The organism is Yoonia tamlensis (assembly GCF_900115105.1).
In the GTDB taxonomy this organism is placed as follows: Bacteria; Pseudomonadota; Alphaproteobacteria; order Rhodobacterales; family Rhodobacteraceae; genus Yoonia; species Yoonia tamlensis.
In genome coordinates this window covers 200,211-223,715 of sequence record NZ_FOYP01000001.1, presented here as the reverse complement: position 1 = coordinate 223,715, position 23,505 = coordinate 200,211, and the positions used below count along the sequence as shown (strand labels likewise).

General features: G+C 56.6%; 22 protein-coding genes. 4 read left to right on the top strand and 18 right to left on the bottom strand.

Translation table 11 applies throughout. The features are described 5' to 3' along the window. Window positions 1–49: 49 nt before the first annotated feature. Genes BM320_RS01155 through BM320_RS01140 form a run of 4 tightly spaced genes read right to left on the bottom strand, consistent with a single transcriptional unit; the run spans window position 50 to window position 4,257 of the window. A complete protein-coding gene (locus tag BM320_RS01155; RefSeq protein ID WP_090195360.1) occupies window positions 50–1,360 on the bottom strand; it encodes a uracil-xanthine permease family protein in 1,311 nt (436 codons plus the stop codon). Window positions 1,361–1,405: 45 nt separating this feature from the next. Then, window positions 1,406–1,879, bottom strand: coding sequence for an ureidoglycolate lyase (locus BM320_RS01150; RefSeq protein WP_090195357.1), 474 nt, complete (start codon window positions 1,877–1,879; stop codon window positions 1,406–1,408). Continuing rightward, window positions 1,876–3,276, bottom strand: coding sequence for an allantoinase PuuE (gene puuE / locus BM320_RS01145; RefSeq protein ID WP_375342061.1), 1,401 nt, complete (start codon window positions 3,274–3,276; stop codon window positions 1,876–1,878). The genes BM320_RS01150 and puuE overlap by 4 nt, the downstream gene beginning before the upstream one ends. 60 nt (window positions 3,277–3,336) lie before the next feature. Next, window positions 3,337–4,257, bottom strand: coding sequence for a LysR family transcriptional regulator (locus BM320_RS01140; protein ID WP_090195351.1), 921 nt, complete (start codon window positions 4,255–4,257; stop codon window positions 3,337–3,339). A gap of 90 nt (window positions 4,258–4,347) precedes the next feature. Here BM320_RS01140 and BM320_RS01135 point away from each other — a divergent pair, with 90 nt between their 5' ends. After that, entirely contained in the window at window positions 4,348–5,568 is a 1,221-nt protein-coding gene (locus tag BM320_RS01135) for a urate hydroxylase PuuD (protein WP_090195348.1), read from the top strand. On the opposite strand, the gene BM320_RS01130 is transcribed toward BM320_RS01135, so the two are convergent. From BM320_RS01130 to rpe, 4 genes are all read right to left on the bottom strand, one after another. Beyond that, the gene (locus tag BM320_RS01130) at window positions 5,565–6,146 is read right to left on the bottom strand and encodes a hypothetical protein (protein ID WP_090195346.1); all 582 of its coding nucleotides are present in this window, start codon (window positions 6,144–6,146) and stop codon (window positions 5,565–5,567) included. The genes BM320_RS01135 and BM320_RS01130 overlap by 4 nt on opposite strands. Window positions 6,147–6,162: 16 nt before the next feature. Next, the gene (locus BM320_RS01125) at window positions 6,163–7,089 is read right to left on the bottom strand and encodes an ATP-binding protein (RefSeq protein WP_090195343.1); all 927 of its coding nucleotides are present in this window, start codon (window positions 7,087–7,089) and stop codon (window positions 6,163–6,165) included. Further along, a complete protein-coding gene (locus BM320_RS01120) occupies window positions 7,074–7,754 on the bottom strand; it encodes a response regulator transcription factor (protein WP_090195341.1) in 681 nt (226 codons plus the stop codon). The genes BM320_RS01125 and BM320_RS01120 overlap by 16 nt, the downstream gene beginning before the upstream one ends. Window positions 7,755–7,956: 202 nt before the next feature. Beyond that, window positions 7,957–8,640 carry a ribulose-phosphate 3-epimerase gene (gene rpe, locus BM320_RS01115; RefSeq protein ID WP_090200212.1) on the bottom strand — a complete coding sequence of 228 codons (684 nt, stop codon included), beginning with the start codon at window positions 8,638–8,640 and terminating at the stop codon, window positions 7,957–7,959. A gap of 108 nt (window positions 8,641–8,748) precedes the next feature. On the opposite strand from rpe, the gene BM320_RS01110 reads away from it, so the two are divergent. The 3 genes from BM320_RS01110 (at window position 8,749) to BM320_RS01100 (ending at window position 13,027) form a co-directional block, all read left to right on the top strand. Beyond that, window positions 8,749–9,585, top strand: coding sequence for a helix-turn-helix transcriptional regulator (locus tag BM320_RS01110; protein ID WP_090195339.1), 837 nt, complete (start codon window positions 8,749–8,751; stop codon window positions 9,583–9,585). Window positions 9,586–9,659: 74 nt separating this feature from the next. Further along, entirely contained in the window at window positions 9,660–10,664 is a 1,005-nt protein-coding gene (gene deoC, locus BM320_RS01105; protein ID WP_090200210.1) for a deoxyribose-phosphate aldolase, read from the top strand. Window positions 10,665–10,711: 47 nt separating this feature from the next. Beyond that, window positions 10,712–13,027, top strand: coding sequence for an aldehyde dehydrogenase family protein (locus BM320_RS01100; protein WP_090195336.1), 2,316 nt, complete (start codon window positions 10,712–10,714; stop codon window positions 13,025–13,027). A gap of 15 nt (window positions 13,028–13,042) precedes the next feature. On the opposite strand, the gene BM320_RS01095 is transcribed toward BM320_RS01100, so the two are convergent. The 10 genes from BM320_RS01095 to BM320_RS01050 form a co-directional block, all read right to left on the bottom strand. After that, window positions 13,043–13,714 (bottom strand): DUF1523 family protein, encoded by a 672-nt coding sequence (locus tag BM320_RS01095; RefSeq protein ID WP_090195333.1) that lies wholly within the window; start codon window positions 13,712–13,714, stop codon window positions 13,043–13,045. Between the two features lie 9 nt (window positions 13,715–13,723). Then, complete coding sequence (locus BM320_RS01090) at window positions 13,724–13,999, bottom strand: hypothetical protein (RefSeq protein ID WP_090195329.1); 276 nt, start codon at window positions 13,997–13,999, stop codon at window positions 13,724–13,726. Beyond that, window positions 13,999–15,348 carry a DUF6638 family protein gene (locus tag BM320_RS01085; RefSeq protein WP_090195326.1) on the bottom strand — a complete coding sequence of 450 codons (1,350 nt, stop codon included), beginning with the start codon at window positions 15,346–15,348 and terminating at the stop codon, window positions 13,999–14,001. Before BM320_RS01085 ends, BM320_RS01090 begins: the two co-directional genes overlap by 1 nt. Window positions 15,349–15,361: 13 nt before the next feature. Next, on the bottom strand, window positions 15,362–15,706 hold the full coding sequence (locus BM320_RS01080) for a hypothetical protein (protein ID WP_090195323.1): 345 nt from the start codon (window positions 15,704–15,706) through the stop codon (window positions 15,362–15,364). 15 nt (window positions 15,707–15,721) lie between these two features. Then, a complete protein-coding gene (locus BM320_RS01075) occupies window positions 15,722–17,662 on the bottom strand; it encodes an ATP-binding protein (RefSeq protein ID WP_090195320.1) in 1,941 nt (646 codons plus the stop codon). A gap of 72 nt (window positions 17,663–17,734) precedes the next feature. Then, a complete protein-coding gene (locus tag BM320_RS01070) occupies window positions 17,735–18,856 on the bottom strand; it encodes a hypothetical protein (protein WP_090195317.1) in 1,122 nt (373 codons plus the stop codon). A gap of 117 nt (window positions 18,857–18,973) precedes the next feature. Continuing rightward, a complete protein-coding gene (locus BM320_RS01065; protein ID WP_090195314.1) occupies window positions 18,974–20,053 on the bottom strand; it encodes a coiled-coil domain-containing protein in 1,080 nt (359 codons plus the stop codon). A 129-nt stretch (window positions 20,054–20,182) separates the two neighbouring features. After that, the gene (locus BM320_RS01060) at window positions 20,183–20,974 is read right to left on the bottom strand and encodes a L,D-transpeptidase (RefSeq protein WP_242650925.1); all 792 of its coding nucleotides are present in this window, start codon (window positions 20,972–20,974) and stop codon (window positions 20,183–20,185) included. Window positions 20,975–21,098: 124 nt separating this feature from the next. Continuing rightward, on the bottom strand, window positions 21,099–21,926 hold the full coding sequence (locus BM320_RS01055; RefSeq protein WP_090195311.1) for a Hint domain-containing protein: 828 nt from the start codon (window positions 21,924–21,926) through the stop codon (window positions 21,099–21,101). Between the two features lie 129 nt (window positions 21,927–22,055). Continuing rightward, on the bottom strand, window positions 22,056–23,261 hold the full coding sequence (locus tag BM320_RS01050) for an aminopeptidase P family protein (protein WP_090195308.1): 1,206 nt from the start codon (window positions 23,259–23,261) through the stop codon (window positions 22,056–22,058). Window positions 23,262–23,505: the final 244 nt, after the last annotated feature.

Sequence of the window (23,505 nt, the reverse complement as noted above, 5' to 3'; positions counted from 1 at the left end):
TGGCCCCGCGCAACGCGCGAGGCCATTTTTCGTTTTAAGGACCTGTTTGCTAGACTTCTTCGGGAAGGATCAAGTTCAACAGGATCGACAAGAGCGCAACAGGCGCAACCGCCGATGTCGCCAGAACGCGCAACGTATCAGGCAGGTATTGTACGGCCGTCGGCACAAGGTTCAGCCCCAAGCCAAAGGTCAGTGATACGGCGATGATGATCATTGTGCGGCGTGTCATCTTTTCTTCGGCCAGAACATTCAGACCCGCTGCCGCAACCATGCCGAACATGACAATCACACCACCACCCAAGACAGGCAGCGGCATTGAGGCGATAATCGCGCCGACCTTGGGCACAAGCCCGCAGACAATCAACACAAGGCCGCCAATGGTCACAACATGGCGCGACATAACGCCGGTCATGCCGACAATCCCGACGTTCTGGCTAAAGGATGTGTTTGGCAGGCCGCCAAAAATACCGGCAACGGCTGTTCCCAGCCCATCCGCATAAGTGGCGCCGGAAATCTCGGCATCGGTTGCGTCGCGTCCTGCGCCTGCTTTGGTTGTCGCTGAAGTATCGCCAACCGTTTCAATCGCCGACACAACGCAGACAAGCGTCACCGCAATCACCGCACCAAGGTTGAATTCGAACCCGTAAGGCAGTGGTTTGATCGGTGTGATCCAACCCGCATTGCCCACGGCCCCAAAGCTGACCATGCCCAGTACAATCGCAAGCGCATAACCTGCCAGCAGCCCCACCAGAATCGCCGCATTCGACAGCGCACCCTTGGTAAAGAACTTGAGCCCTAGCGACACCACAATCACTGTCAACGCGACAGACCAATGCTTTAGAGACCCAAAGCTTTCGGCTTCCATCTGGAATGTCGCCGCGCCGCCAGCTGCGTATTTGATCGCAACGGGGATCAGGTACAGGCCGATCGACAGGATCACCAAGCCGGTGATCAGCGGCGGAAACAACCAGCGTAGTTTCTGGATAAAGGCCCCAAGGCAGAAATGGATCGCACCACCGATAATACAGGCGGTCAGGGCGACGCTAAGGCCCATGGTCGCCGCGATTCCGGCCAGCACCCCGACAAAGGCAAAGCTGGTGCCTTGCATAATTGGCAGCCGCGCGCCGATTGGCCCCAGCCCAACGGTCTGGAACAGTGTCGCAACACCTGCAAACAGCATCGCCATTTGCACAAGGTAAACAAGGTCGGGCGACCCAAAGGCCAGCCCGGCCGCGCCACCCACGATAATCGAAGGGGTTACGTTAGAGGCGAACATCGCCAGAACGTGTTGAAATCCAAGCGGAACGGCCTGCGCCAATGGCGGCGTCACATTTGGATCTGAATAGGATGTATCTGTCATAGTTTTTGTCCCTGATGGATTGCCGATCTTAGCGCCGGTCAATCGTTAAAAGTTTACGCTGTAAGGCGTGTCGAAAACATGCTCCTCTAGGTTGGCGCCCTCACCGATCCGGTCGATGACGGCAAACAGGCCAGGACCGGACAGCGGGGTTAGAACCCCGTGCCATGTCCCGCGGTGGAAATTGATCCCCTCTGCTGGGGCGGTGACAAAGGCCTGCGGTTGCAGGCCCGCATCTGCAACGATGACCAAAAACGGGTCCATGCTCATCGGGATAAACGCCTGAGATCCTGCGGGGTGGCGCTCAATCAGATCAAGCTGATAGGGCAGCGCCCGCAGTTCAGACCGAAACAGGCTGATCCCAACCTGCCCGTCCGTCACATCAACCCGCGCGCGGTCATGAAACCGACCGCAAAGCCCGGCGTTAATCATCTTATCTGGGTCACCATCGCAATTCAGCACATCACCGTAAGGCGCAAATGCGGCCTGTGTCAGCGGGGATATGCGAATATTGCGGGTCATCCAGGCAGCATATCCGTCAGCCTATGCAGGGCAATCCGTTCGACCTGATAGCAGGCCTGCGCAAATTCCGTTGCCCAATCATTGTGCAACCGTTCCTGCATTGCGGCCATGATCGCGGCTTTGTCGTGATCGCGCACGGCGATGATAAACGGAAAGCCGAATTTTGCGGTATAGGCTGCATTGCCGGTTTCAAATGCTGAACGCTCGGCGTCGGTCAATGCATCAAGCCCTGCGCTGGCTTGCTCGGATGTGCTTTCCGCGGTGAGCCGCTTTGCCGCTGCCAGTTTACCTGCTAAATCCGGATGCGCTGTTAGCACGCCCATCCGTTCGTCTTGGCTTCCTGAACGGAACATGCGGCACATTGCGTTTTGCAGACCGACCGCCGTGTCATGTGCTGGCCCAAGTTCCAGATCAAACGCGCGCTCGGCGATCCAAGGCGAATGCTCAAACACGCTGCCATAGGTCTGCACAAATTCATCGCGCCCCATCTGCGAAGGGCGTGCAAACCGTTGATGCGGGTGCTGCGCGGCCCAGTGGTCAGCGATCTGTTCGCGCGTTGCGAACCAGACATCCTCATGGCTTTGCGCGTATTCAATGAATTGGCGCAGCGCCTCGGCCCTGCCGGGCCGCCCGATCAAGCGACAATGCAACCCAATCGACAGCATCCGCCCGCCTTCGCGGTAAAGCGCGTCAAAGCTGGCCTTAAGGTAGTCAAAAAACTGCGTGCCCGTGTTGAAACCTTGGGGCGTTGCAAAGCGCATGTCATTCGCATCTAGCGTATAGGGCACGATCAACTGGTCAGTTTTGCCAAATTCGGACCAATAAGGCAGATCATCGGCATAGGTATCTGCCACATAGGCAAACTGCCCGGTTTCCGCAGCCAGTCGCACCGTGTTTTCAGAACAGCGTCCCGTGTACCAGCCGCGTGGCGGGGTGCCGACGACCTCGGTATGCAGGCGGATGGCCTCGGCCATATCGGCGCGTTCTACGTCTTCGGGGGCGTCTTTATATTCGATCCATTTCAAACCGTGGCTGGCGATTTCCCAGCCCGCATCTTTCATCGCAGCGACCTGTTCAGGGCTGCGCGCGAGTGCTGTGGCCACGCCGTAAACGGTTACCGGCAGGTCCGCCATCATCCGGTGCAAGCGCCAGAATCCTGCGCGGCTGCCGTATTCATAGATGCTTTCCATGTTCCAGTGACGCTGGCCAGGCCATTGCGCGGCACCAACGATTTCTGACAAAAACGCCTCTGACGCAGCATCACCGTGCAGCACGTTGTTTTCGCCGCCTTCTTCGTAGTTCAGCACAATTTGCACGGCAATGCGCGCACCGCTCGGCCAATTTGCCGCCGGTGGGGTCGCCCCATAGCCGATCATGTCACGCGGATATCGTTGCACCGGTGTCTCCTACTTCGTTTCTAAGCCTATCTGATAGAATTCAGAAATTTATCAAATTATTTATGAAAGTCTTTCCGCCGTTCGAATAGCATCGGCTATCCGGTCGGTCATGAATTCCATAAAAAGACGGGTTTTCGGGTCTTGGTGCCTGCGATGGGTATAGTGGCACGACATCTGCACGGGCACGGGCGGTGTATCTTGTGCCACCGCAATTAATGCGCCCGTGGCAAGATGTTCTGCCACTTCAAACAGCGGCTTCATCGCAACCCCCTGCCCCGCCAAGGCCCAATCGGTCAGCACATCGCCGTCGTCGCTTTCCAGCCGTCCGCTGATGCGAAACCGTTCCGGACCGTTCGCCGTTTGCAACTGCCATTGAAATTCAGGGGCGCCGGGAAAACGCAGGTTCAGGCAATCATGTTTGTCCAGCACCAGCGTTGCGCCGTCCAAAGGATGCCCGCGCGCGGCAATATAGGCGGGTGCGGCCACCATTACCCGCGCAACATCCGCAATTTTGCGTTGGCGCAGGTTGCTATCCGCCGCTTGGCCCAGATGAAACGCAAGATCCAGCCCTTCGGCTGTCATATCAACCGTGCGGTCGGTCATCCGCAAGCGCACGTCAATCAACGGATATTTCGCTGTGAACGCAGGGACATGCGGCGCGATCAAGCGCCGCCCCACGCCCAGCGGCGCGGCCACATGCAACAGACCCTTGGGGTTTTCCGTCAGCTCTGACACCTGCGCCTCGGCATAGGCGACAGCATCCAAGACAGAGCAAGCCCCGCCATAAAACGCCTTGCCCTGTGCGGTCGGGGTCAGGCTTCGGGTGGTACGCTGGAACAAGCGCACTGACAGATGATCCTCGAGCTGCGAAATCCGCGCCGAGGTCACCGCGGGCGATATCCGCAAATCACGCCCCGCAGCCGACATCGACCCAAGTTCATAGACACGTACAAAAGTTCGGATATTCTCGAGATAAGACATTATTCTGCAATTTTTGATAGAGCTTGGCAGTATCAGGGAATACAAGAAAACTAGCGTCTTGGCTAGACTTGGCCAAAAAGGGGAAAACGCATGTATGATATCGCAATTCTTTGGGACTGGCTGGGTTTTGCCGTGCGCTGGTTGCATGTGATCACGGCGATCGCATGGATCGGGTCCAGCTTTTATTTTATCGCGTTGGACCTGTCACTCAACCGCGACATCGCTGGCCCAGCGGATGGTGAAGAATGGCAGGTCCATGGCGGCGGGTTCTACCACATCCAGAAATATCTGGTCGCGCCAAAGGAAATGCCCGAACACCTGACATGGTTCAAATGGGAAAGCTATGCGACATGGCTGTCCGGCGCCGCGATGTTGGCGGTGGTCTATTGGGTCGGGGCCGAACTTTACCTGATTGATCCGGCCAAGGCGGATTTGGCGGTATGGCAGGCTGTGTTTATCTCTGCCGCGTCGCTGGCTGTGGGCTGGGTTATCTATGATTACCTATGCAAATCGCCGCTGGGGAACACGCCAACCACGCTGATGGTGCTGCTGTTTGTGCTGCTTGTGGGCATGTCGTGGGGGTATAACCAGATATTCACCGGACGGGCCGCGTTGCTGCATCTTGGTGCATTCACCGCGACGATCATGACCGCCAATGTGTTCTTTATCATCATGCCCAACCAGCGGATCGTTGTTGCCGATCTCAAGGCCGGACGCACCCCCGATCCCAAATACGGCAAAATCGCAAAGCTCCGGTCAACACATAACAACTATCTGACATTGCCCGTGGTTTTCCTGATGCTGTCAAACCACTATCCGCTGGCCTTTGGCACAAAATACGCGTGGATCATCGCAGCGCTTGTGTTCCTGATGGGGGTCACGATCCGGCATTATTTCAATTCCATGCACGCGCGCAAAGGCAAGCCAAGCTGGACTTGGGCGGTCACGGTGATTTTGTTCATCATCATTGCATGGCTATCCACGCAGCGCGGCTATGAAACCTATGAAGAGGCAGAAACGCGCGAACTGACTGTTTACGAGCAACGCTTTGCCGATGCGGCAGGCTATGACGCGGTCCATGATATCATCATGGGCCGCTGTTCGATGTGCCACGCGCGTGAACCGTTTTGGGACAATATTCGGGTTGCTCCCAAAGGCGTATTTTTGGAAACCACCGCCGATATTACCAAACACGCGCGCCAGATATATTTGCAAGCCGGCGTCAGTCACGCCATGCCGCCGGCCAATATTACCGGCCTTGAACCCCAAGACCGTGAGGCGCTGATTGCATGGTATCGCGCGGGCAGCTAAGCGCGTTTTCGCACCCGAATCCAAATGAAACCCGCGATCGCATTGATCATGCAAAGGCTTGTCACTGACGGCACAATCGCCGCCGTGCCCGCCGCACCGCCCATTGTCAGGCTCACCACAATTTTTGCAAGCGTCCCAAGGTTTATGACCAACACACCGTACCAAGGGTTGCGTTGCCAGAATGCAAAAAAGAAGACAACCAAGAACAGCAGTACCGCCGCGATCAGCGCAAACATGGGCACGCGGTTTTCATTGGTGAAAAACATCTTCTTTTCCCAAGCAAGATAGCTGCTCACGGCCTCGGGTATTTGTTCAGGGGCCGCAAACCAGAACAGGCTGGTCGCCATCAGCAACATGAAACCAATGATATAACCAAGTTTGCGTCGATAGGCGTAATAGGCGGCGGGCAAGATAAACAAGGGCCGCGAATACCACGAAAACAGGTTCTGGTGACGTTCCCAGACCCAGTTGCCCATGTGCGTCCCGCGCGAGAGTTCCACGACAAAGATCGTCGCAGCATAGCCCAATCCGAGCGCGATCAGTGCCAAGGCAAGCCTGTCGATATACTGGCGTTTCATCACGTCACCCCTGCTTTTAGAAACTGATCTCAAACACCGCGCCTGCCCCATCGCGCAGCCTGATGTCCGCGCCATGCGCATGTAATATCCGCCGCACAATCGCGAGCCCCATGCCGGTCCCGCCCTTGTCGCGGTTGGTGGTGAAAAACGGATCAAATATGCGGGAACGGTTTCCTTCTGAAATGCCTGGCCCGTCATCAGATACAAGCAAACAATCGCCCGATAGCGCCACCGTCACGCGGGTCGCCCCGTGTTGCAATGCGTTGCCAATCAGATGGGTCATGACGACTTCGCCGACATTTGCGCTTAGCGGTACTTGCCCATCCTGCGCGACCAGCACGCAGGGCCATTTTGCAACCAGTTCAGACAGTTGTGACACGCCCGCACCTGTCTGATCATGGGCGCGCACAAATTCCTGCTGGTCGTCCAGCAGGTCCTGAATACGCGCAGCGGCAAGCGACACATTCCCCACAAGTTTCGCGCGGTCAGCGGCTGACAGCTGGTCCGATGCCAGCAGCTCTGCCGCGCCGCGAATGGCGCTTAAAGGGGATTTCAGTTCGTGGGTGACATGATCGGCATAAGATCGCAGCACCGCCTCGCGCCCTTGCAGGGTCTCGGTCATGGCGATAACCGATTGGCCCAGTTTGGAAAACTCGGGCGTGCCAAAATGCACAGGCACCTCGGCTGCGCCTTCGGCCTGCGCGTATTGGGTCAACGTACGCAGGGGCCGCAGCACAAGCCGCCACAGAAGGAAGCCCAATACAGCCGTCGCGACAAAGGCCATCCAGCCGATCATCCATGCCGTTTCGGCCCATCCAAGCACACCGCCCGCGACCCGAAAATAGCCGATCCCGATCAACGGCAGAAAGAACACCGCCGCCAATGTCCCGCCCAGCACAAGGCCAAGTGGCGGCCGCCATTTGGAGATCACCCGCCGCGGCATGCGCCCATCCGGATACCAACGCCGTGTACCGTTTCAATCGCATCCGCACAGCCCGCTGCGGTCAATTTGGCCCGTAAATTGCGCAAATGGCTGTCCATCGTCCGATCCGACACATGCACATTTGTGCCATAGATCTGATCCACCAGTTGCGGGCGCGACAGCACGTTGTCGGGGCGGCGCATCAGGTGCAGCGCCAGTTCCATTTCACGCGCGGTCAGGGTCACAGGCGCGTCATTGACGTGGCAAAGATGGCGATCGGGATCAAGGCTGAGAACCCCGCGCCGCATCACCACCTGTTCCGGCGCGCTGGTGCCGCTGCGCTTGATGATGGCGCGCACCCGCGCCACCAATTCACGCGGTGAAAACGGTTTTGACACGTAATCATCCGCGCCCAATTCAAGCCCGACAACGCGGTCGATCTCGTCTGCTTGGGCGGTCAGGAACAGCACCGGCACCTGCGACACCTTGCGCAATTCGCGGCAGACCGACAGCCCGTCCATTTCCGGCATGCCGATATCAAGCACGATAAGATCGGGGCTTAGGCTTTGCGCTTTTTCCAACGCGGCGCGGCCATCGGCGGCCTCTGCCACTGCGAACCCCGCTTGGCCCAGCGCAATACGCACAACATCGCGAATTTGCGCGTCATCGTCAGCAATCAAGATCATGGTCTGGCCTCCTTGCGCCTGAATCTACGCAATCTGCGCCACTTGCGATAGGCTATTCATCGTCAAGCCACCACGCGTCCTTGGCCAGTTTTTTGGGTATCCCGCGAATGATCATATCCTGCCTCTTTTTCACTGCTTTGCGGCAGATCTAAATTCGCAGGGTGCATAAGATCACGCCCGTTTGTGCAGGAAATGTGCAGGGCTAGCCCGCGCAGGCGTTCCGGATAGCGCGGATGTTTTCGCCGTAGGGCGCGGGGTTTGTCACACTGCCGCCACGGAACACAGCGGAACCGGCAACCAGCACATCCGCCCCCGCCGCAGCGACAAGCGGCGCAGTGGTCGGATCAACACCACCGTCGATTTCGATGTGGATCGGTCGATCACCGATCATCGCCCGCAATTGGCGGACCTTTTCGACTTGGGAATGAATGAATTTTTGCCCGCCAAAGCCTGGGTTTACGGTCATCACGCAAACCAGATCGACCATATCAAGCAGGTATTCCACAGCACTTGCCGGCGTGCCGGGGTTGAGCGCGACACCTGCCTTGGCTCCAGCCCCGCGGATCGCCTGCAAGGTCCGGTGGATATGCGGGCCTGCCTCGACATGGGCGGTGATCACATCGGCACCGGCCTGCGCGAATGCATCAATGTAAGGATCAACCGGCGCAATCATCAGATGCACATCCATCACGCCCTTGATATGCGGGCGGATCGCGGCACATGTCGCAGGGCCAAAGGTGATATTGGGCACAAAATGCCCGTCCATTACATCCACATGCACCCAATCCGCGCCTTGGGCTTCGATTGCGGCACATTCCATGCCAAAATTCGCGAAATCAGCCGACAGGATGGACGGGGCAATCTTCAAAGAGCGATCAAATGACATCGGGATACCTTGTTTTGACGGGTTGCCCGCAGATACCGCGGCCCGCGCCATTTGTCACGCCGCGAAGATAAATGCTGCAATGCAGCAAATCCTGTGCTATGCGAAACTATGGCCCAGATTCTGTTGCACAAAGATATCCTAAAAGACGCCGCGCGCATTCATCTGACACGCGCCACGGTGACATCGCAACGCCCCAAATCATTGCATTCACACGATTTTTATGAAATCTTCTGGGTCCAGAACGGGCAGGTGCGCCACTATTGCCCCGATGGAATCACCACGCTAAGCGAAGGCGATCTTTGCTTTTTGCAGCCTGGCCAGATGCATGCGCTACAAGGTCGCGGCGAACATGCGCTTGTCGTGTCGCTTTGCATCCATCCGGACACGGTTGCCGCGCTGGCCGAACGGCACCCCGCGTTGCAAGGGCATCTGTTTTGGGCAGCGGCGCCATTGGTCCAGCATCACCGCGATATGCGGCAGCTGGCCACGCTGAACCACGCCGCAGTTGCGCTTGAGCGCAGCGACCGCAGCGCCCTGCAAGCCGAGGCGTTTTTGCTACCGCTATGCGCCGATCTGACCGCCGATTGTGGCCCTGACACAGCGCCTGACTGGCTTAACCGTGCCTGCAATGCTGCCAAAGACCCCGCAGTTTTCCGCGAAGGTGCCGCCGGATTCGTGGCCCTTACCGGCAAGGCACACCCGCATGTCAGCCGTTCAATGCGCAAATATTACGACCAGACGCCGTCCGATTTTGTGAACGCATTGCGCATGACCCATGCCGCGCGCGCCCTGATCACCGATAGCGACCCTGTCAGCACGATCGCCGCCGAGATCGGCATTCCGAACATGTCGCATTTCCACAAACTGTTCCGCGCAGCCCACGGGCGCACCCCCTTGCAATACCGTCAGTCCTATCAGCGTCAGCTTGTGCAGCCATTGACCTAGCGTCGCGCGAAATTGTTTTGACCGATTGATCAAAACTTGCCATTTGTGAGATGAACTGTCAGTCTCGGATGGCAATGCAGGAGGCCCCCTTGCAATCTACTCAGTCAAAAACATTGCACCAACTTCCCTTGGTGCAAGAAAAGCGTAATGACGGCATGCCATTGGACCTTGATTGGGTCATGGCGGTGCAAGCAAACACATCCGCAATTGAACGCCGCGCAGCGACTCTACCGGGACGGCGTAGTGTGAAAAAAGACTATCAAGCCGCATGGCTGTGCAAGGCGATCAGCCTGATTGATTTGACCACGCTTTCAGGCGATGACAGCGCAGGCCGTGTGCGCAGGCTATGCGCCAAGGCGCGCCAACCTGTGCGCGCCGATATTCTGGATCAGCTTGGCATGACGGGGCTGACCACAGGCGCGGTTTGCGTTTACCACGATATGGTGGAAACAGCGGTAGATGCGTTGCAAGGATCCGGCATTCCCGTTGCCGCTGTGTCCACCGGTTTTCCCGCTGGCCTGTCCCCGTTTCACCTGCGGATCGCGGAGATTGGCGAAAGCGTCAAAGCAGGCGCCGCCGAGATCGACATCGTGATTTCGCGCCGCCATGTGCTGACCGGCAACTGGCAGGCACTTTATGATGAAATGAAAGAAATGCGCGAAGCCTGCGGCGATGCCCATGTCAAAGCCATCCTTGCAACAGGCGAATTGGGAACATTGCGCAACGTGGCGCGCGCGTCACTGGTTTGCATGATGGCGGGGGCGGATTTCATCAAGACATCAACCGGCAAAGAACCCGTGAACGCCACCCTGCCCGTCACACTGACTATGATCCGTGCGATCCGCGACTATCAGGACCGCACGGGAATCAAGGTCGGCTACAAACCCGCAGGCGGTATTTCAAAAGCCAAGGACGCGCTTGTCTATCTGTCGATGATGAAAGACGAACTGGGCGACCGTTGGTTACAGCCTGACATGTTCCGTTTTGGCGCGTCCAGCCTTTTGGGCGATATTGAACGGCAACTCGAACATCATGTCACGGGTGCCTATTCCGCCAGCTGGCGTCACGCGATTGGGTAGGGCAGAATTTTGAGTATTTTTGGCAAGATGATGAGAAAGTTCGGGCAATGACCATCAAGGATATTTTTGACACTATGGACTATGGCCCTGCCCCCGAAAGCGCATCGGAAGCCCTGCAATGGATTGCGGATCGCGGTGGCATCGCGGGCCACTATATTGACGGCAAATGGGGCGCGCTGCGCGATGATTTTGCGTCGAACAATCCGGCCACCGGCGAAAAGCTGGCGGGCGTGACCAAAGGCACGGCTGATGAAGTCGCCGCCGCCGTCAAAGCCGCCCGCAAGGCGCAGCCTGCTTGGGCCAAATCAGGTCATCAGCGTGCGCGCGTGCTTTATGCGATTGCGCGTCTCTTGCAGAAAAACAGCCGCCTTTTGGCGGTGATGGAGACGCTTGATAACGGCAAGCCGATCCGCGAAAGCCGCGATATCGATGTGCCACTGGCGATCCGGCATTTTTACCACCACGCGGGCTTTGCCCAGTTGATGGATGATGAATTGCCCGACAGCGAGGCATTGGGCGTGTGCGGCCAGATCATCCCGTGGAACTTTCCGCTGTTGATGCTCGCTTGGAAAATCGCGCCAGCGCTGGCGATGGGGAACACGGTTGTGTTGAAACCTGCGGAATACACATCGCTGACCGCGATGGTGTTCGCCGAGATCTGCACCCAAGCTGGTGTGCCGCCGGGTGTTGTGAACATCGTGACCGGCGATGGCGATACGGGGGCCGCTTTGGTCAACGCCGATGTCGACAAGATCGCCTTTACCGGATCAACCGAAGTTGGCCGCAAAATCCGCGAAGCGACTGCGGGATCAGGCAAGGCGCTGTCATTGGAATTGGGCGGGAAATCCCCCTATATCGTATTTGAAGACGCCGATATCGACAGTGCCGTCGAAGGGTTGGTTGATGCGATTTGGTTCAATCAGGGTCAGGTTTGCTGTGCTGGATCACGGCTGCTGGTGCAAGAGGGCATTGCGGACCGTTTCTATGCCAAGCTAAAATCGCGCATGGACGGGCTGCGCATCGGCAACCCGCTTGATAAATGTATCGATGTTGGCGCGATCGTGGACCCTGTGCAGCTTGCACAGATCACCGCGATGGTGGATGCCAATACCGAAGGCGAGACCTATCAGATCGCAGCGCCCGAAGGCTGTTTTTACCCGCCGACATTGATCACCGGATTGTCGTCAGCATCAACGCTGATGCAAGAAGAAATCTTTGGCCCTGTCTTGGCTGCGACCACGTTCCGGACCCCGTCAGAGGCCGTTGAGATTGCCAATAACACCCGCTACGGGCTGGCAGCGTCGGTCTGGTCTGAAAACATTAACCTTGCGCTTGATATCGCGCCCAAACTGGTGTCGGGCATCGTCTGGATCAACGGCACCAATATGATGGACGCGGCCGCCGGATTTGGTGGTGTGCGCGAAAGCGGCTTTGGCCGTGAAGGCGGCTGGGAAGGTCTGGCAGGCTACACCAAACCCAAAGCGACAGCCAAACCGGTCAAACCTGCGACACCTTTTGCGGCGGGCGATGGGGCCTCTGCCGATCCGCTGGACCGCACCGCCAAGTTCTACATCGGGGGCAAGCAGGCGCGCCCTGATGGCGGCTATGCGCAGCCAATTTTCGGGGCCAAGGGTAAGCTGCTGGGCCATGTTGGCATCGGCAACCGCAAGGACATTCGCAACGCCGTTGAGGCCTGTAATGCCGCCAAGGGATGGTCCAAAACCACGGGCCATTTGCGGGCGCAGATCCTGTATTATATCGCCGAAAACCTGTCCGCGCGGGCGGATGAGTTTGCGGCGCGGATCAACAGCCTTACCGGTGGAAAATCCGGCGTGGCAGAGGTCGACACAGCGATTCAGACCCTGTTCACCTATGCGGCTTGGGCCGATAAATATGACGGTCAGGCGCATGGCGTCCCGATCCGCGGGGTCGCATTGGCGATGAAAGAACCCGTTGGAAATATCGGCATCCTTTGCGATGATACCCCGCTGTCGGGGTTGATCAATGCAATGGCCCCCGCGATTGCGATGGGTAATCGTACTGTTCTGATCCCGAGCGCGGCCTTCCCGCTAGCGGCAACGGATTTCTATCAGGTTCTGGAAACATCCGACCTGCCCGCTGGCGTGGTGAATATCATCACGGGTGATCACGCGGAATTGGCACCGACACTGGCCGCGCATATGGATCTGGATGCGGTTTGGTCGTTCTCAAGCAGTGATGTCAGCGGCGCGGTTGAACGCGCAAGTGCCGGCAATCTGAAACGGACATGGGTGAACAACGGGCTGTCCATTGCGCCTGCGGCCCAAGATTACCTGCAAGCCGCGACCGAGGTCAAAAACATCTGGATTCCCTACGGCGAATAGCGCCGTAAGGATCTATTATTTTTTACTGCGCCACGTATCCAACCAGCGTGAAATACGGCCTTTGCGGGCGGCAACGCTCGCCTGAACTTCGTCAACACGGTGGCCCGCGCTATCCAGCAGCGGGTCGACCGCACGTTCGCGGAATTGCCGCCACATCGCGCGGATAAAGGCGAGCCCGACGATCAGCAGAACAAAGAATACAATGTTGAACCACGGGATGATTGTCACATCAGGGCCGGACACAGTACGCACGGCGACCGCATTGGGATAGACAGACGCCCAGCGGATGCGCCAACCGTAATGCGTGACCACCGCCCATTCATCGCCGCGGGCGACATTGGCGGCCTCGGCCTGCAAATCAGAGCTGTCAAATTTGAAATATGGTGGCCAGATCCAGCCTGTGTCTTCATTCCGGTAGACCATCACACCCGTCGTTTCACGCGGGATAAAGCCCAGCAGAAATGTCTTTTTCTTATTGGTGTTGATCAGCCGCAAATCGCGGGTGGGCTGTTCGACCGCCCCTGAATCGGCCTGCGCGTAAAACAGACGGTTGTATGAACTGAAATCGGTGCGGATCACCTCGGTCGAGGTAATTTGCACAACGTCATGCTGCGGCAGCACATAGTGGAACAGCGCCCCAAAAATCAGGAACACAGTGACGCGAAAGGCGGTCTTGATACGGTGCATGTGTAATCCTTAATTCGCGTTCATCAGGTAAACCATCGTGGCAATCACGACAGCGGGCACAACATAGACCAGCCCGATCAGCTTGGGGCGCAGTGAATTATTATAGGCGGTCATCCCAGCCTCGACATAGGTATCGCGCGCGTCTTGATCAATGTTTTCGGGGTTTAGCGCGTCAAATTCTTTCTCGAGCCGTTCGCGGCGGACAGAGCGCGAATAAATTGCGATCATCCAATAAAGCATCGTCAGAACGACAAGCCCGACAACAACCAACCGAATAAATGCCATTACCCTCTCCTTCCCACGGCGCCCCAGGGGCCGACGCGGGTAATCAAATCAGCTTGCACATTGGCGCGCGGCTCCTCCATCGGAGCCTCGTGACCGTATAGCGCTTCTCGGGTGCCAGCTTTATCGACTTGGTATTCGCGATCAAGAAAATCGGCGACATAGGCCCGTTTTTCATCCGGCCATGTGGCGTAGGCGCGATAAAACACCTCTTTGTGGCAGATGAACAATTGCCGGATATCCAGCGGGGTCAGCTCGGCAAGCAACATGTTCACCAGATCCGCATCCGCATGGGGTTTAGCGCGTAGCGTATAGAAATAGGCGGGGTGTTCAGACGTAATTTTCGGCCATGGTCCGTCTTCTTCGGCCCAGCGGACCAATGCAGCAAGCCCCTGCCACGCCTCTGGCAGCAGTTTTGCATATTGACGCCCAAGGCGGCGCAGATCGCGGCGGGTCGCGCCTGTCAGGTTTTCGCCCATGGTTGCGGCGACTTCCATGACGATGAAATCCATCTTTTGCTGCAAAATCGCCGCCGCATCCACGCCGCGCGCGTCAATGATGGGTTCAACCAGATCATTGAGCTTTAAGAACTTTGCGATGGCGGAACGGTCGGTCAGGTCAAACAAGAATTCAATTGGCAGCTTGCCAAGATCCTCCTTGTCCTTCGCTGAAATCGCGGCCGGATGTTCAACGCCACGAAACAGATAAATGCCGCCAAAAAGATCGGTCCAGAAATTTTCTTGGTCAAATTCCATCTGCTGCAGCCGCACAGGATTGCGCATCACGTCGCCTGTCTGTTTGGCCATGCCGATCATCTGCGCAATCAAAACATCGTCAAACCATGCGTCCTGTTCGGTCTTGAACCTGTCGATCAAGCGCCCCAGCTTGTCCGCCATCGCCACGGTGCCGGTTGTTGTGTCCGCCTCGATCCGCACTTTGCGGATATCAAACAGTCGCGCGGGGCTATCCGCCAGATAGACAGAATTCACCAATTCCCCCGCAACGGCATCGCGGGCGGTCAGGGCAAATAGTTCGGCGCGGTTTTCGGTGATAAACTGTTTGAGTATCCCGCGCGCGGTCGAAAATTTTGCATTCAGCAAGGGCGCGCGCGCCTGTTCGGTGCTTAGCAAGATGAACTGCCGGTTGACGCCGGCATGGTTCAGATAAAGCGTGTCGTCGAATTCGTCGCCGATCTCGGGGCTATAGCCTGAAATATCAATATGAAACACATCCTGCTGCGTTTGCTTGCCCGTCAGATGCATCAGCGCACGGTTATAGCGTTCCACCAATACAGGGCTATCCACCCGGATCAGGTTGCCAAACATCAGGCCTTTTTCGATCAAACGGTGCATGTCAGCGCCCCAGTTACCATGTCTTATTCACCCATTTACGCGGCAATGCCGCCACCGAAAGCAGCATGATCGGCCCCCAAATAATCGCCGACATCAGCCCGAGCCGCCCGAAAAAACTGATATTTTCGGCCCAGCCTGGTGCCATGATCTGCGCAAAAGGCATGCCTTGCCAAAGGTAAAGCCCGACAAAAAAACTGGCTACAATCAGAAACAAGATCAGCGTGGACAAAAGCGCGTTGAGCATCAAAGGCGTCACACCTTCGGGCAGGACCTGCGCCAAAAGACGCGGGACCACAAACCCCAGCGCCGCAATAATCAATGCGGGTAGGAATAGGCTGTCGGCGATAAGTTCACCCATGGCGATGCCGGTTTCTCACGATTTGCCTCCTAAATACCGTTTCTTGGCTTCTTCCTGACGGCCAAAGTCGCGGACCATGTTTTCGATGGCGACCTCGTCGGATTTGTCGGCATAGCGGAATTCGCTATCGGCGTAGCGGTTGATTTCCTGAATCACCATATCGACGGTGATCGGCACGCGCAGGTCGCTGATCATCGCTTTTTTGGTGTCGTAATCCTTGAACATGAACAGGTCTGGGTCTTCCATCCATTCGTCAGGCAGTTCAAAATCCATCGCGCGCACCTTAACGGCATCGGTGATGTTCTTGATCGCGCGGCCTGTAAAACGCGGGTCAGCCTCTTGGATTGCCTTAAGGTAGGTGCCCATTTTCGCGATGGTATCAAGCGTGCCAATCTCGGATGACACACGGTCATAGACGTTCAGCAGGCCAATTTCCTTGGGCCGCGCATGGCCTTCGAAGGATGCGGCAACCGCTTTCTTGATCTCTTGCGCGCTGAATACCTCATGCGCGCCCACCGGAATATCGTGGTTCTTGCCCATCAGCAAATAGAGAATATCGATGTAGTCTTCGCGCGTCTGTGGCCCATCCACAAGGAACCGCGCGCCCGCCCGTTGGCGCAGCGCATCATCAACGTTTTCGGGATAGTTCGAAAACATCCCGAATGTGCAGTTCCCCCGCACAACCGTGTTGGCCCCTGCAAAGCTTTCCATCAGAACGGCGGTGATTTCCAATTGCCCCGCGGATGACTGACGGTCACCGCGTTTGCCCGCAAGCTGGTCAATATCGTCAATCGTGCCAAAGCCGATCACGTTGGGATCAAGCACGTTGTTGATAAAGGCCTTGGCGTTCTGGCCTGATTTCCCCTGATAGCTGTCGATATTATCGGTCGACAGATTTTGATAACGAAACGGGTAGCCCGCGACCTGACAATAGTCATTCACCAAACCGGCCATCATCTGGATCAGTGTTGTCTTACCCGTTCCCGGTTTTCCGTCGCCCATAAAGGTAAAGATAAACCCGCCAAGTTCCGCAAACGGGTTCAATTTGCGGTCAAAATCATAGGCCATGACCATCTTGGCCAGTTTCATCGCCTGATATTTCGCGATGTGGTTGCCGACGACCTCGTTCGGTTTTTTAAAGGTCATGGTCAGCGTCGACCCTTTGGCCTTGCGGGCGGGGGTGAAGCCTTGGATCGTGAAACCGTCCGCCTCAACCCGCCAACTGGACGCGTTGAATGACGCCAAATGTGCAGCGGTGCTGGCGCGTTGCGCAACCCGTTCCATCAACTGTTCGCAATAGGCCAGCAAGGTCGCGATCATCGTCGGCTCGTCCTTGCCGAATTGGCCGATTTTTTGGTCCAGTTCCCAAATTGCGCCATGCAGCGCCAAAGGCGCGTTATCTGTCAGCACCTCGTCCACCGCGCCGACATCAACGCTGGCCTCAGTGCCGTGGCTGGCCAACAGGAACGATGTCGCATTGGCAAAGGTGTACAGCGCGATAAGGCTTTCGGATGCCAGATATTCTGTAAATTCCACGGATCGTTCGGCGGGCAAGCGGCCGTCGAGGTTAATCCGTTTCAGTTCAGTTAAAGGCGTTTGGTCCGAATAGGCATCGGCCACAGTCAGTGCAATCGACATCGCGCGGCGCAGCGCATGCGCGACAGCGGCCTGCGCGGGTGATGTCAGCGGGTCGTCATCATCGGTTTCGGCCAAACGGTCCAACAGGCGTACCCCCCCCGACGGGTTTGTCGTGCGCGACAAAAGTCCGGGCGTCGTTGACCGGAACCGCCGACGGGTCGCCGCAACATCGGGTGATTTTTCCGGCGCTTCCAGCGACAGCCGCGCCTTGGCCAAACGGGGGCTATGGTCCAGATGCATCAGCATTTCGGCCACAGAGATATAGTGTTTGCGAATATCGTCTTCGCGCAGTTCCATCTGATCGCTTGGCTGGCTCATGCTCTGTCTTTCAATCCGTTTCGTTTAAAATTCACCGAAGCGCACAACAAATTTCGCGAAATTTGTTCACGCCTAACGATAGCTTAATACGCGGCCGTTGTCGCTGACGACGAATTTGCGCACATCGTGAAAACCCGGCGGGTTGCGTTCGGCCAATGCCTGATAGGGGCGTTCTGGCATGATCAATGACCGTTCCATATTTGTCGCCCCAAGGTTTGATCCGCCTTGTTCGAACACATCACGGGCGAAAATCTGGCGTTCGACCGATCCGAACCAGCCGGATTTGACGTGCTCCACCCGTTCAGACACCAGTTCCTCTTCGGTCCAGACCAGTGCCCAATCTTCGCCTACGGGCGAATTTGCGGCCTTAAGCACATCGCGCAACGGACCGGATTGGCTGGTGAACGCATGGCTATACATCGGGCCGATATGGAACCGGCGCAGGCGTGTCGGGTGCAGGTCGTCGAAGTCTTCGTCAAACCCTTTGGCGATGGTCAGCAGCTTTAACCCGGCCACCGATTGCGCCATCAGATGCGCTTGGGCTTCGGGCCAGCGGCGTTCATCCTTGGGCAGGCCCGTGCGGCCTGTGTCCTCAATATCCATCAGATAGATCGTCGGCAGGTTAATCTGGCTGTCATAGACGGCCCAATGCACCTGAAATACGCGGCGGTCGCCCTTGTTTTTCACCCAGACGGCTTGCGGATCATTGCGCGCCCAAAACTGGTCACCCCGCGCCAGTTCTTCGTAATACAGCCGCTGCGATAGCGCATATTGCAGCTTTGTCGGAATTTCCTGTTCGCCCAGTATCACCCGCACCATCTGGTCTTTTAGATCATCCGTGCTGGGCATTGACGCCAGATGGCGATCCGCCTGCAGCGCGTCATTGGCCATTTCCAGCAGCTCTTGATAGACCGGAAATCCGCTATCGACGCGGTCAAACGTGAGCTTGCCCGCATGAGCAAACCGCCCCGAGAAATGGTATTTATGCGCGAGCGCCGTGAAGGTCCAATTCAGCCCCACAAGGTAATGCGCCAGGGCTTCGATATCGCGGCGCGAAAACTTGCCTTCGGCCTCCATGGTCGCGGCGACCTTGGTCAGATATCCGGTGATCCGCTGGAACTTGCCAAAATACCGCCGCGTGACGCGCGTATCTTCGAGCTTGATGTGGTCGGCTTGGAGGTTCGTTTGGTTCACTGTTTACTCCGCACATGCTAGGGGGCATCGCTTGGACCTCGGGGTGGGTGCGAAGCGCCCTCCCCATTGGGGAGGTCCGGGCGCTGCCCGGCGATGCCGGGCAAGACAGGTGTTGTCTTATTCAGCCCCATATTGATTGCTATCGTGCTTTTCGACGATGCTTTGGAAGCGGCGCATAAAACGTTCATCCGCTTTCGCTTTTTGCTCGAGCACTTCGCGCGCGAATACCATGTGGTCTTCGTGGGCTTCCATCATATCGGCCATGCGGCCCGTTGTGGCGGCGCCAATGGCGGCCATTGCGGTTTGGGCTTCTTGGTCGGTTTTCACGCCGATTTCGTTGATCTTATGCGCCACATCTTGTTGCTGCGCAGTTTTCAACGATTTGGACAGGGCATCATAAAGCACAACGCGCTGTTTGGTGTCTGTTTGCAATTTGTTGATCAGCACCATCTGCGTCGCCGCTTGGTTCTGCAAACTGTCGATCCAGGTTTTGCCCTTTTCGATATAGCGTTCAAGCGTCTGGGACTTCGCCAGCTTCACTTGCTCGGCCTGCACCATTTCATTGTATTTTGAATTGAGGCCAGCAAGCTCTGTTTCGAGCTTGGTGCGCGCGGCCGCGTCTTGTTCAACGGAAATCTTGCCTTCAAGCGTGATGATCTGCGGATCAATCGCGAGGATATCAGCACGGACCGCTTCAAGCTCGCCCACGACCGCTTCGCGCTCATCCAGCGTGCCGGCAAGGTTGCGTTCAACGCTGACCTTTTGTTCGTTCAGCACCTGCAACTGCCCTTCAAGCAGTTTCATGATTACGTCGGACTTGCTAATCAGGTCCTGCAATTTATCGTCAATTGACGCGGTGCGCATGCGTTCCTGGCGCATGCTGTCGGCCTTGGCCTTGCTGAAAATCCCAATAAAGGATTCCATGCCGGTTTTTGACCGCATTTCTTCGAAATCTTTCGAAAACGCAGATGTCACATCATCCAGCCCCATGATCAGTTCCGCGATATTCGCGTTCATCAGGTCCGTGTGGGCGTGCACGTCTTCAAGGCTCGCGTTTTCGATATCAACGGCAATATCCGTCCCCTCGGCCATCTTGGTGCGTGCGGTTTCAATCCGGCTGGTCAATTCTGAAATCTTGCTTTGCGCGGCTGCGACCTGCGCTTGTGATTCCTGAATCTGGGTTTGGAAATCGGCCATCAAATATCCCTCGTTTATTATGCGTTAACAGATACATATGCACGTCAACGTTGATTTTCAAATGTGCAGATGTCTGCACAGGTGCTTTTTTCGGTAATTCTGCCAAGTCCCGCGCGTAAAATAAAGCGCTTATGCGTCCTCGAAAACCGGCGGGTGATCAAGCGCTTCGGCTTCTTCGCCCAGCAGTTCGTCGGCCGAGATAATCTTGGGCGGCAATTCCACCCCGCGTTCATAGTTTTCAGGATCAACGCGCATGGATTCTTCGGGCGATCTGATATGCACTTTCATCGGCACGTCGATCTGGTCATACAAATGGATGATGTCCTGATTAAACATGCGGATACAGCCCGCAGATCCGGAATTCCCAATGGATTCAAGATCATTTGTGCCATGAATGCGGTAATACGTATCACGTGACCCACGGAACAGATAAAGCGCACGCGCACCCAAGGGGCTGCGCAAACCGCCGGGGATACCCGCGGCCAGATCACCATAAACTTCGGGTTCGGTGCGCAGCATATTCGCGGTTGGCGTCCAGCCCGGCCATTGGCGTTTAATCCGGATGGTCGCATTACCCCGAATGGATTTGCCCGCGCGGCCAACGCCAACCGGATAGCGCGTTGTCGTTCCGTCGCGGCGGACATGGTACAAGAATTTCGCATAGGGATCGACGTCAAGCGTATTGCCGTCTTGTTCACCGTTATAGATACCCGAAACACGGCGATTCACGCCCTGCAGATATTCCGATGGAATGCCCGGAAGCCGGTAACCGGCATCTTCGATCGGGCCGTAACCGGGCAGGAAATCTTCGGGCGCTTGCGGCACCTCCTCTTCGGGAATCTGCGGCGTACAGGCGGCCGCCGTGCCAGCCAGCATCATCGCACCAAATGCGCGACGGGAAAGAATCGTCAAAGGTTGCATGCAATTACCCAATATTTCGCTTGGCCTGTCTTAACATCACGATGCGCAAGGCAAAACCGCCGCAAGCGATTTCTCGCGATTGCGTTATGAATCGTGACAATCGCGCAATGTCCTTGCCTTCGCGTTATGATGCGAGCGACACCAAGAGCTCGACCTCATGCGGTTTTAGCGTCGGGCGCGCGGATTTGCCAAATTTTTCTGGTGCGGTGGCCAGTGCGGGAAAAATCGCCACCAATGCGGCATAGGTTTCACGATCTTGTAGCGCGAGCGATTGCGCGGACACAAGAAAGCTTTCGCTGGCAATACCTTCGGCATAGATGATTTCGTGGCGCGCAAATACGATTTGGAAATAGGTGACCTGTGCTGCGGGCATCTGAAAGATCGTGCTGCCGTTCACAAGGTGTTTGGCCGCGACAAGCACCTCTCCCTCGCCGAACATGACCTCGGATTGCCAACCGGTGATCAGCATCCGGTGCAGCGGTGACACGCGCAATGCGCGCGCATTGCCCAGCGCGCCCTTGCTGATCACAACCGGTGCAAATTCGGCCCGCGCAGGGACACGCCGCGACAACAGGCCAAGCACCGGCTGCACCCCGTTGTCCATCGTGTGCACCATATCGCCAGCGGTCAGTTCCTCGACAGGAACCTCGCCACGGGTGGTTAATATCCTGCTGCCACCCGCGAAACAGGCCATATTTTCGTGATCTTGGGTCAGATCATCGCCCGCGTCCCCTGTCAGTATGATAGAACCGCGCAGCGCCGCTTTATCCGGATAATCCTCGACCGACAGGTTCAGGGTGCCAGCATCGGCATGGTCAGCGCGCAATTCATGCAGGTTTGTGTGGAATTCCGATAGGTCCAGAATATCACTGGTAGATTGGTGGTCACCGGAAATGCCCGTGATCGTCTGATCCCCCGCGGTTGCCGGGTTACTGCTGTCGTTATCGGCCAAGACATTGCCCTAAATACTACATAAAGAATACTCTACCTTTAGCAGAGCAACTCTGAATGTAACAACAGCGACAAAAGTACAGGCTTGGGCGGGTGGCCTTGCCATCGCCCACCCAAGCCGAACCGCATTCTAGCCGACTACGTTAAACGCGGGTCCATAAGGATAACCGGTGATATCTTCGTTCCCTTTGTCGGTAATGATCAGGATATCGTGTTCGCGGTAGCCACCGGCACCGGCTGTACCTTCGGGGATTGTCAGCATCGGCTCCATCGAGATCACCATGCCCGGTTCAAGCACCGTATCAATGTCTTCGCGCAACTCCAGCCCAGCCTCGCGCCCATAGTAATGGGACAACACGCCAAAGGAATGGCCATACCCAAAGGTCCGGTATTGTAGCAGGTCACGGTCTTCAAAGAACGCATTGATTTTCTGCGTAACCTCCGCGCAGGACGCACCTGGAACCAGAAGCGACATGCCATATTCATGGGCCGCAACGTTGGCCTCCCAGATGGCGCGGCTTGCATCATCAACTTCACCGACAAACAATGTTCTCTCAAGCGCCGTGTAATACCCCGAAATCATTGGAAATGTGTTCAGCGACAAGATATCGCCCTGCTGCAAAACGCGACTTGTCACCGGATTATGTGCGCCGTCTGTGTTGACCCCTGACTGGAACCAAACCCATGTATCGCGATATTCTGCATCGGGGAATTGCTTGGCAATTTCCAGCTCCATCGCATCGCGGCCGGCCATTGCCACATCAATTTCACGCGTACCGGCCTTGATCGCATCGCGGATCGCATAGCCACCCACATCGGCCACAGCCGCACCTGCGCGAATAATATCCAGTTCAGCCTGCGATTTGTGCATGCGCTGCTGCATGGTTGCGGGCGCAATATCTGTCAGAGCTGAAGGGGCCATAAATGCGGTCAGCTTGCCGTGTTGTACCATGTTCAGGTGATCGGCCTCGAACCCGACATGGCGGCCGGTGCCTGTGACCGACACGATCGCGCGCCAATAGTTGTCGCGTTCCCAGTCGGTATAGGTGATGTTATCGCCGTAGCCGCGGCGCCAAGGCTGGGCGGCATCAATGCCTGCGCTGATTGTAACGCAATCTTGCGCCGTCACAACCAAGCCGTAGGTGCGCCCAAACGCGCAATACAAAAAGCCAGAATAGTAGGCGATATTGTGCATCGAACTGAAGACAGCAGCCTCGACGCCAAGATTGGCCATTGTCTTGCGCAACCCTGCAAGCCGTTCCTCATATTCGGCAGGCGCAAACGGCAGCACTTCGGCGCCTTGGTGGAAACGGTAATATTGTGGACGTTCAGTCATGTCAGACCCTCGTGAAAAGGTCCCGGCGTTCAGGACAGCAATGCTAAAATCACAACGACGCCATCGTTGATACAAAACTGTTAGGCGCGAAGCGCATGCAAATCAATGCCGTTTGCGAATGTCATATTTTGATGTAGAACGTACCAAACACACCAAACCATGCGGAGCAGCCTAACAAACCAGCTAACCACAGCCTCGCATACTTACGTAACTAAAAACTTTGTTACGGTCTTTTTTTTGTCCA

Bases quoted from the DNA above. Each gene is read 5' to 3' on its own strand.
- BM320_RS01155 (WP_090195360.1), bottom strand. From the start codon at position 1,360: ATGACAGATACATCCTATTCAGATCCAAATGTGACGCCGCCATTGGCG.
- BM320_RS01150 (WP_090195357.1), bottom strand. From the start codon at position 1,879: ATGACCCGCAATATTCGCATATCCCCGCTGACACAGGCCGCATTTGCG.
- BM320_RS01140 (WP_090195351.1), bottom strand. From the start codon at position 4,257: ATGTCTTATCTCGAGAATATCCGAACTTTTGTACGTGTCTATGAACTT.
- BM320_RS01135 (WP_090195348.1), top strand. From the start codon at position 4,348: ATGTATGATATCGCAATTCTTTGGGACTGGCTGGGTTTTGCCGTGCGC.
- BM320_RS01130 (WP_090195346.1), bottom strand. From the start codon at position 6,146: ATGAAACGCCAGTATATCGACAGGCTTGCCTTGGCACTGATCGCGCTC.
- BM320_RS01125 (WP_090195343.1), bottom strand. From the start codon at position 7,089: ATGCCGCGGCGGGTGATCTCCAAATGGCGGCCGCCACTTGGCCTTGTG.
- BM320_RS01120 (WP_090195341.1), bottom strand. From the start codon at position 7,754: ATGATCTTGATTGCTGACGATGACGCGCAAATTCGCGATGTTGTGCGT.
- rpe (WP_090200212.1), bottom strand. From the start codon at position 8,640: ATGTCATTTGATCGCTCTTTGAAGATTGCCCCGTCCATCCTGTCGGCT.
- BM320_RS01110 (WP_090195339.1), top strand. From the start codon at position 8,749: ATGGCCCAGATTCTGTTGCACAAAGATATCCTAAAAGACGCCGCGCGC.
- deoC (WP_090200210.1), top strand. From the start codon at position 9,660: ATGCAGGAGGCCCCCTTGCAATCTACTCAGTCAAAAACATTGCACCAA.
- BM320_RS01100 (WP_090195336.1), top strand. From the start codon at position 10,712: ATGACCATCAAGGATATTTTTGACACTATGGACTATGGCCCTGCCCCC.
- BM320_RS01095 (WP_090195333.1), bottom strand. From the start codon at position 13,714: ATGCACCGTATCAAGACCGCCTTTCGCGTCACTGTGTTCCTGATTTTT.
- BM320_RS01090 (WP_090195329.1), bottom strand. From the start codon at position 13,999: ATGGCATTTATTCGGTTGGTTGTTGTCGGGCTTGTCGTTCTGACGATG.
- BM320_RS01085 (WP_090195326.1), bottom strand. From the start codon at position 15,348: ATGCACCGTTTGATCGAAAAAGGCCTGATGTTTGGCAACCTGATCCGG.
- BM320_RS01080 (WP_090195323.1), bottom strand. From the start codon at position 15,706: ATGGGTGAACTTATCGCCGACAGCCTATTCCTACCCGCATTGATTATT.
- BM320_RS01075 (WP_090195320.1), bottom strand. From the start codon at position 17,662: ATGAGCCAGCCAAGCGATCAGATGGAACTGCGCGAAGACGATATTCGC.
- BM320_RS01065 (WP_090195314.1), bottom strand. From the start codon at position 20,053: ATGGCCGATTTCCAAACCCAGATTCAGGAATCACAAGCGCAGGTCGCA.
- BM320_RS01060 (WP_242650925.1), bottom strand. From the start codon at position 20,974: ATGCAACCTTTGACGATTCTTTCCCGTCGCGCATTTGGTGCGATGATG.
- BM320_RS01050 (WP_090195308.1), bottom strand. From the start codon at position 23,261: ATGACTGAACGTCCACAATATTACCGTTTCCACCAAGGCGCCGAAGTG.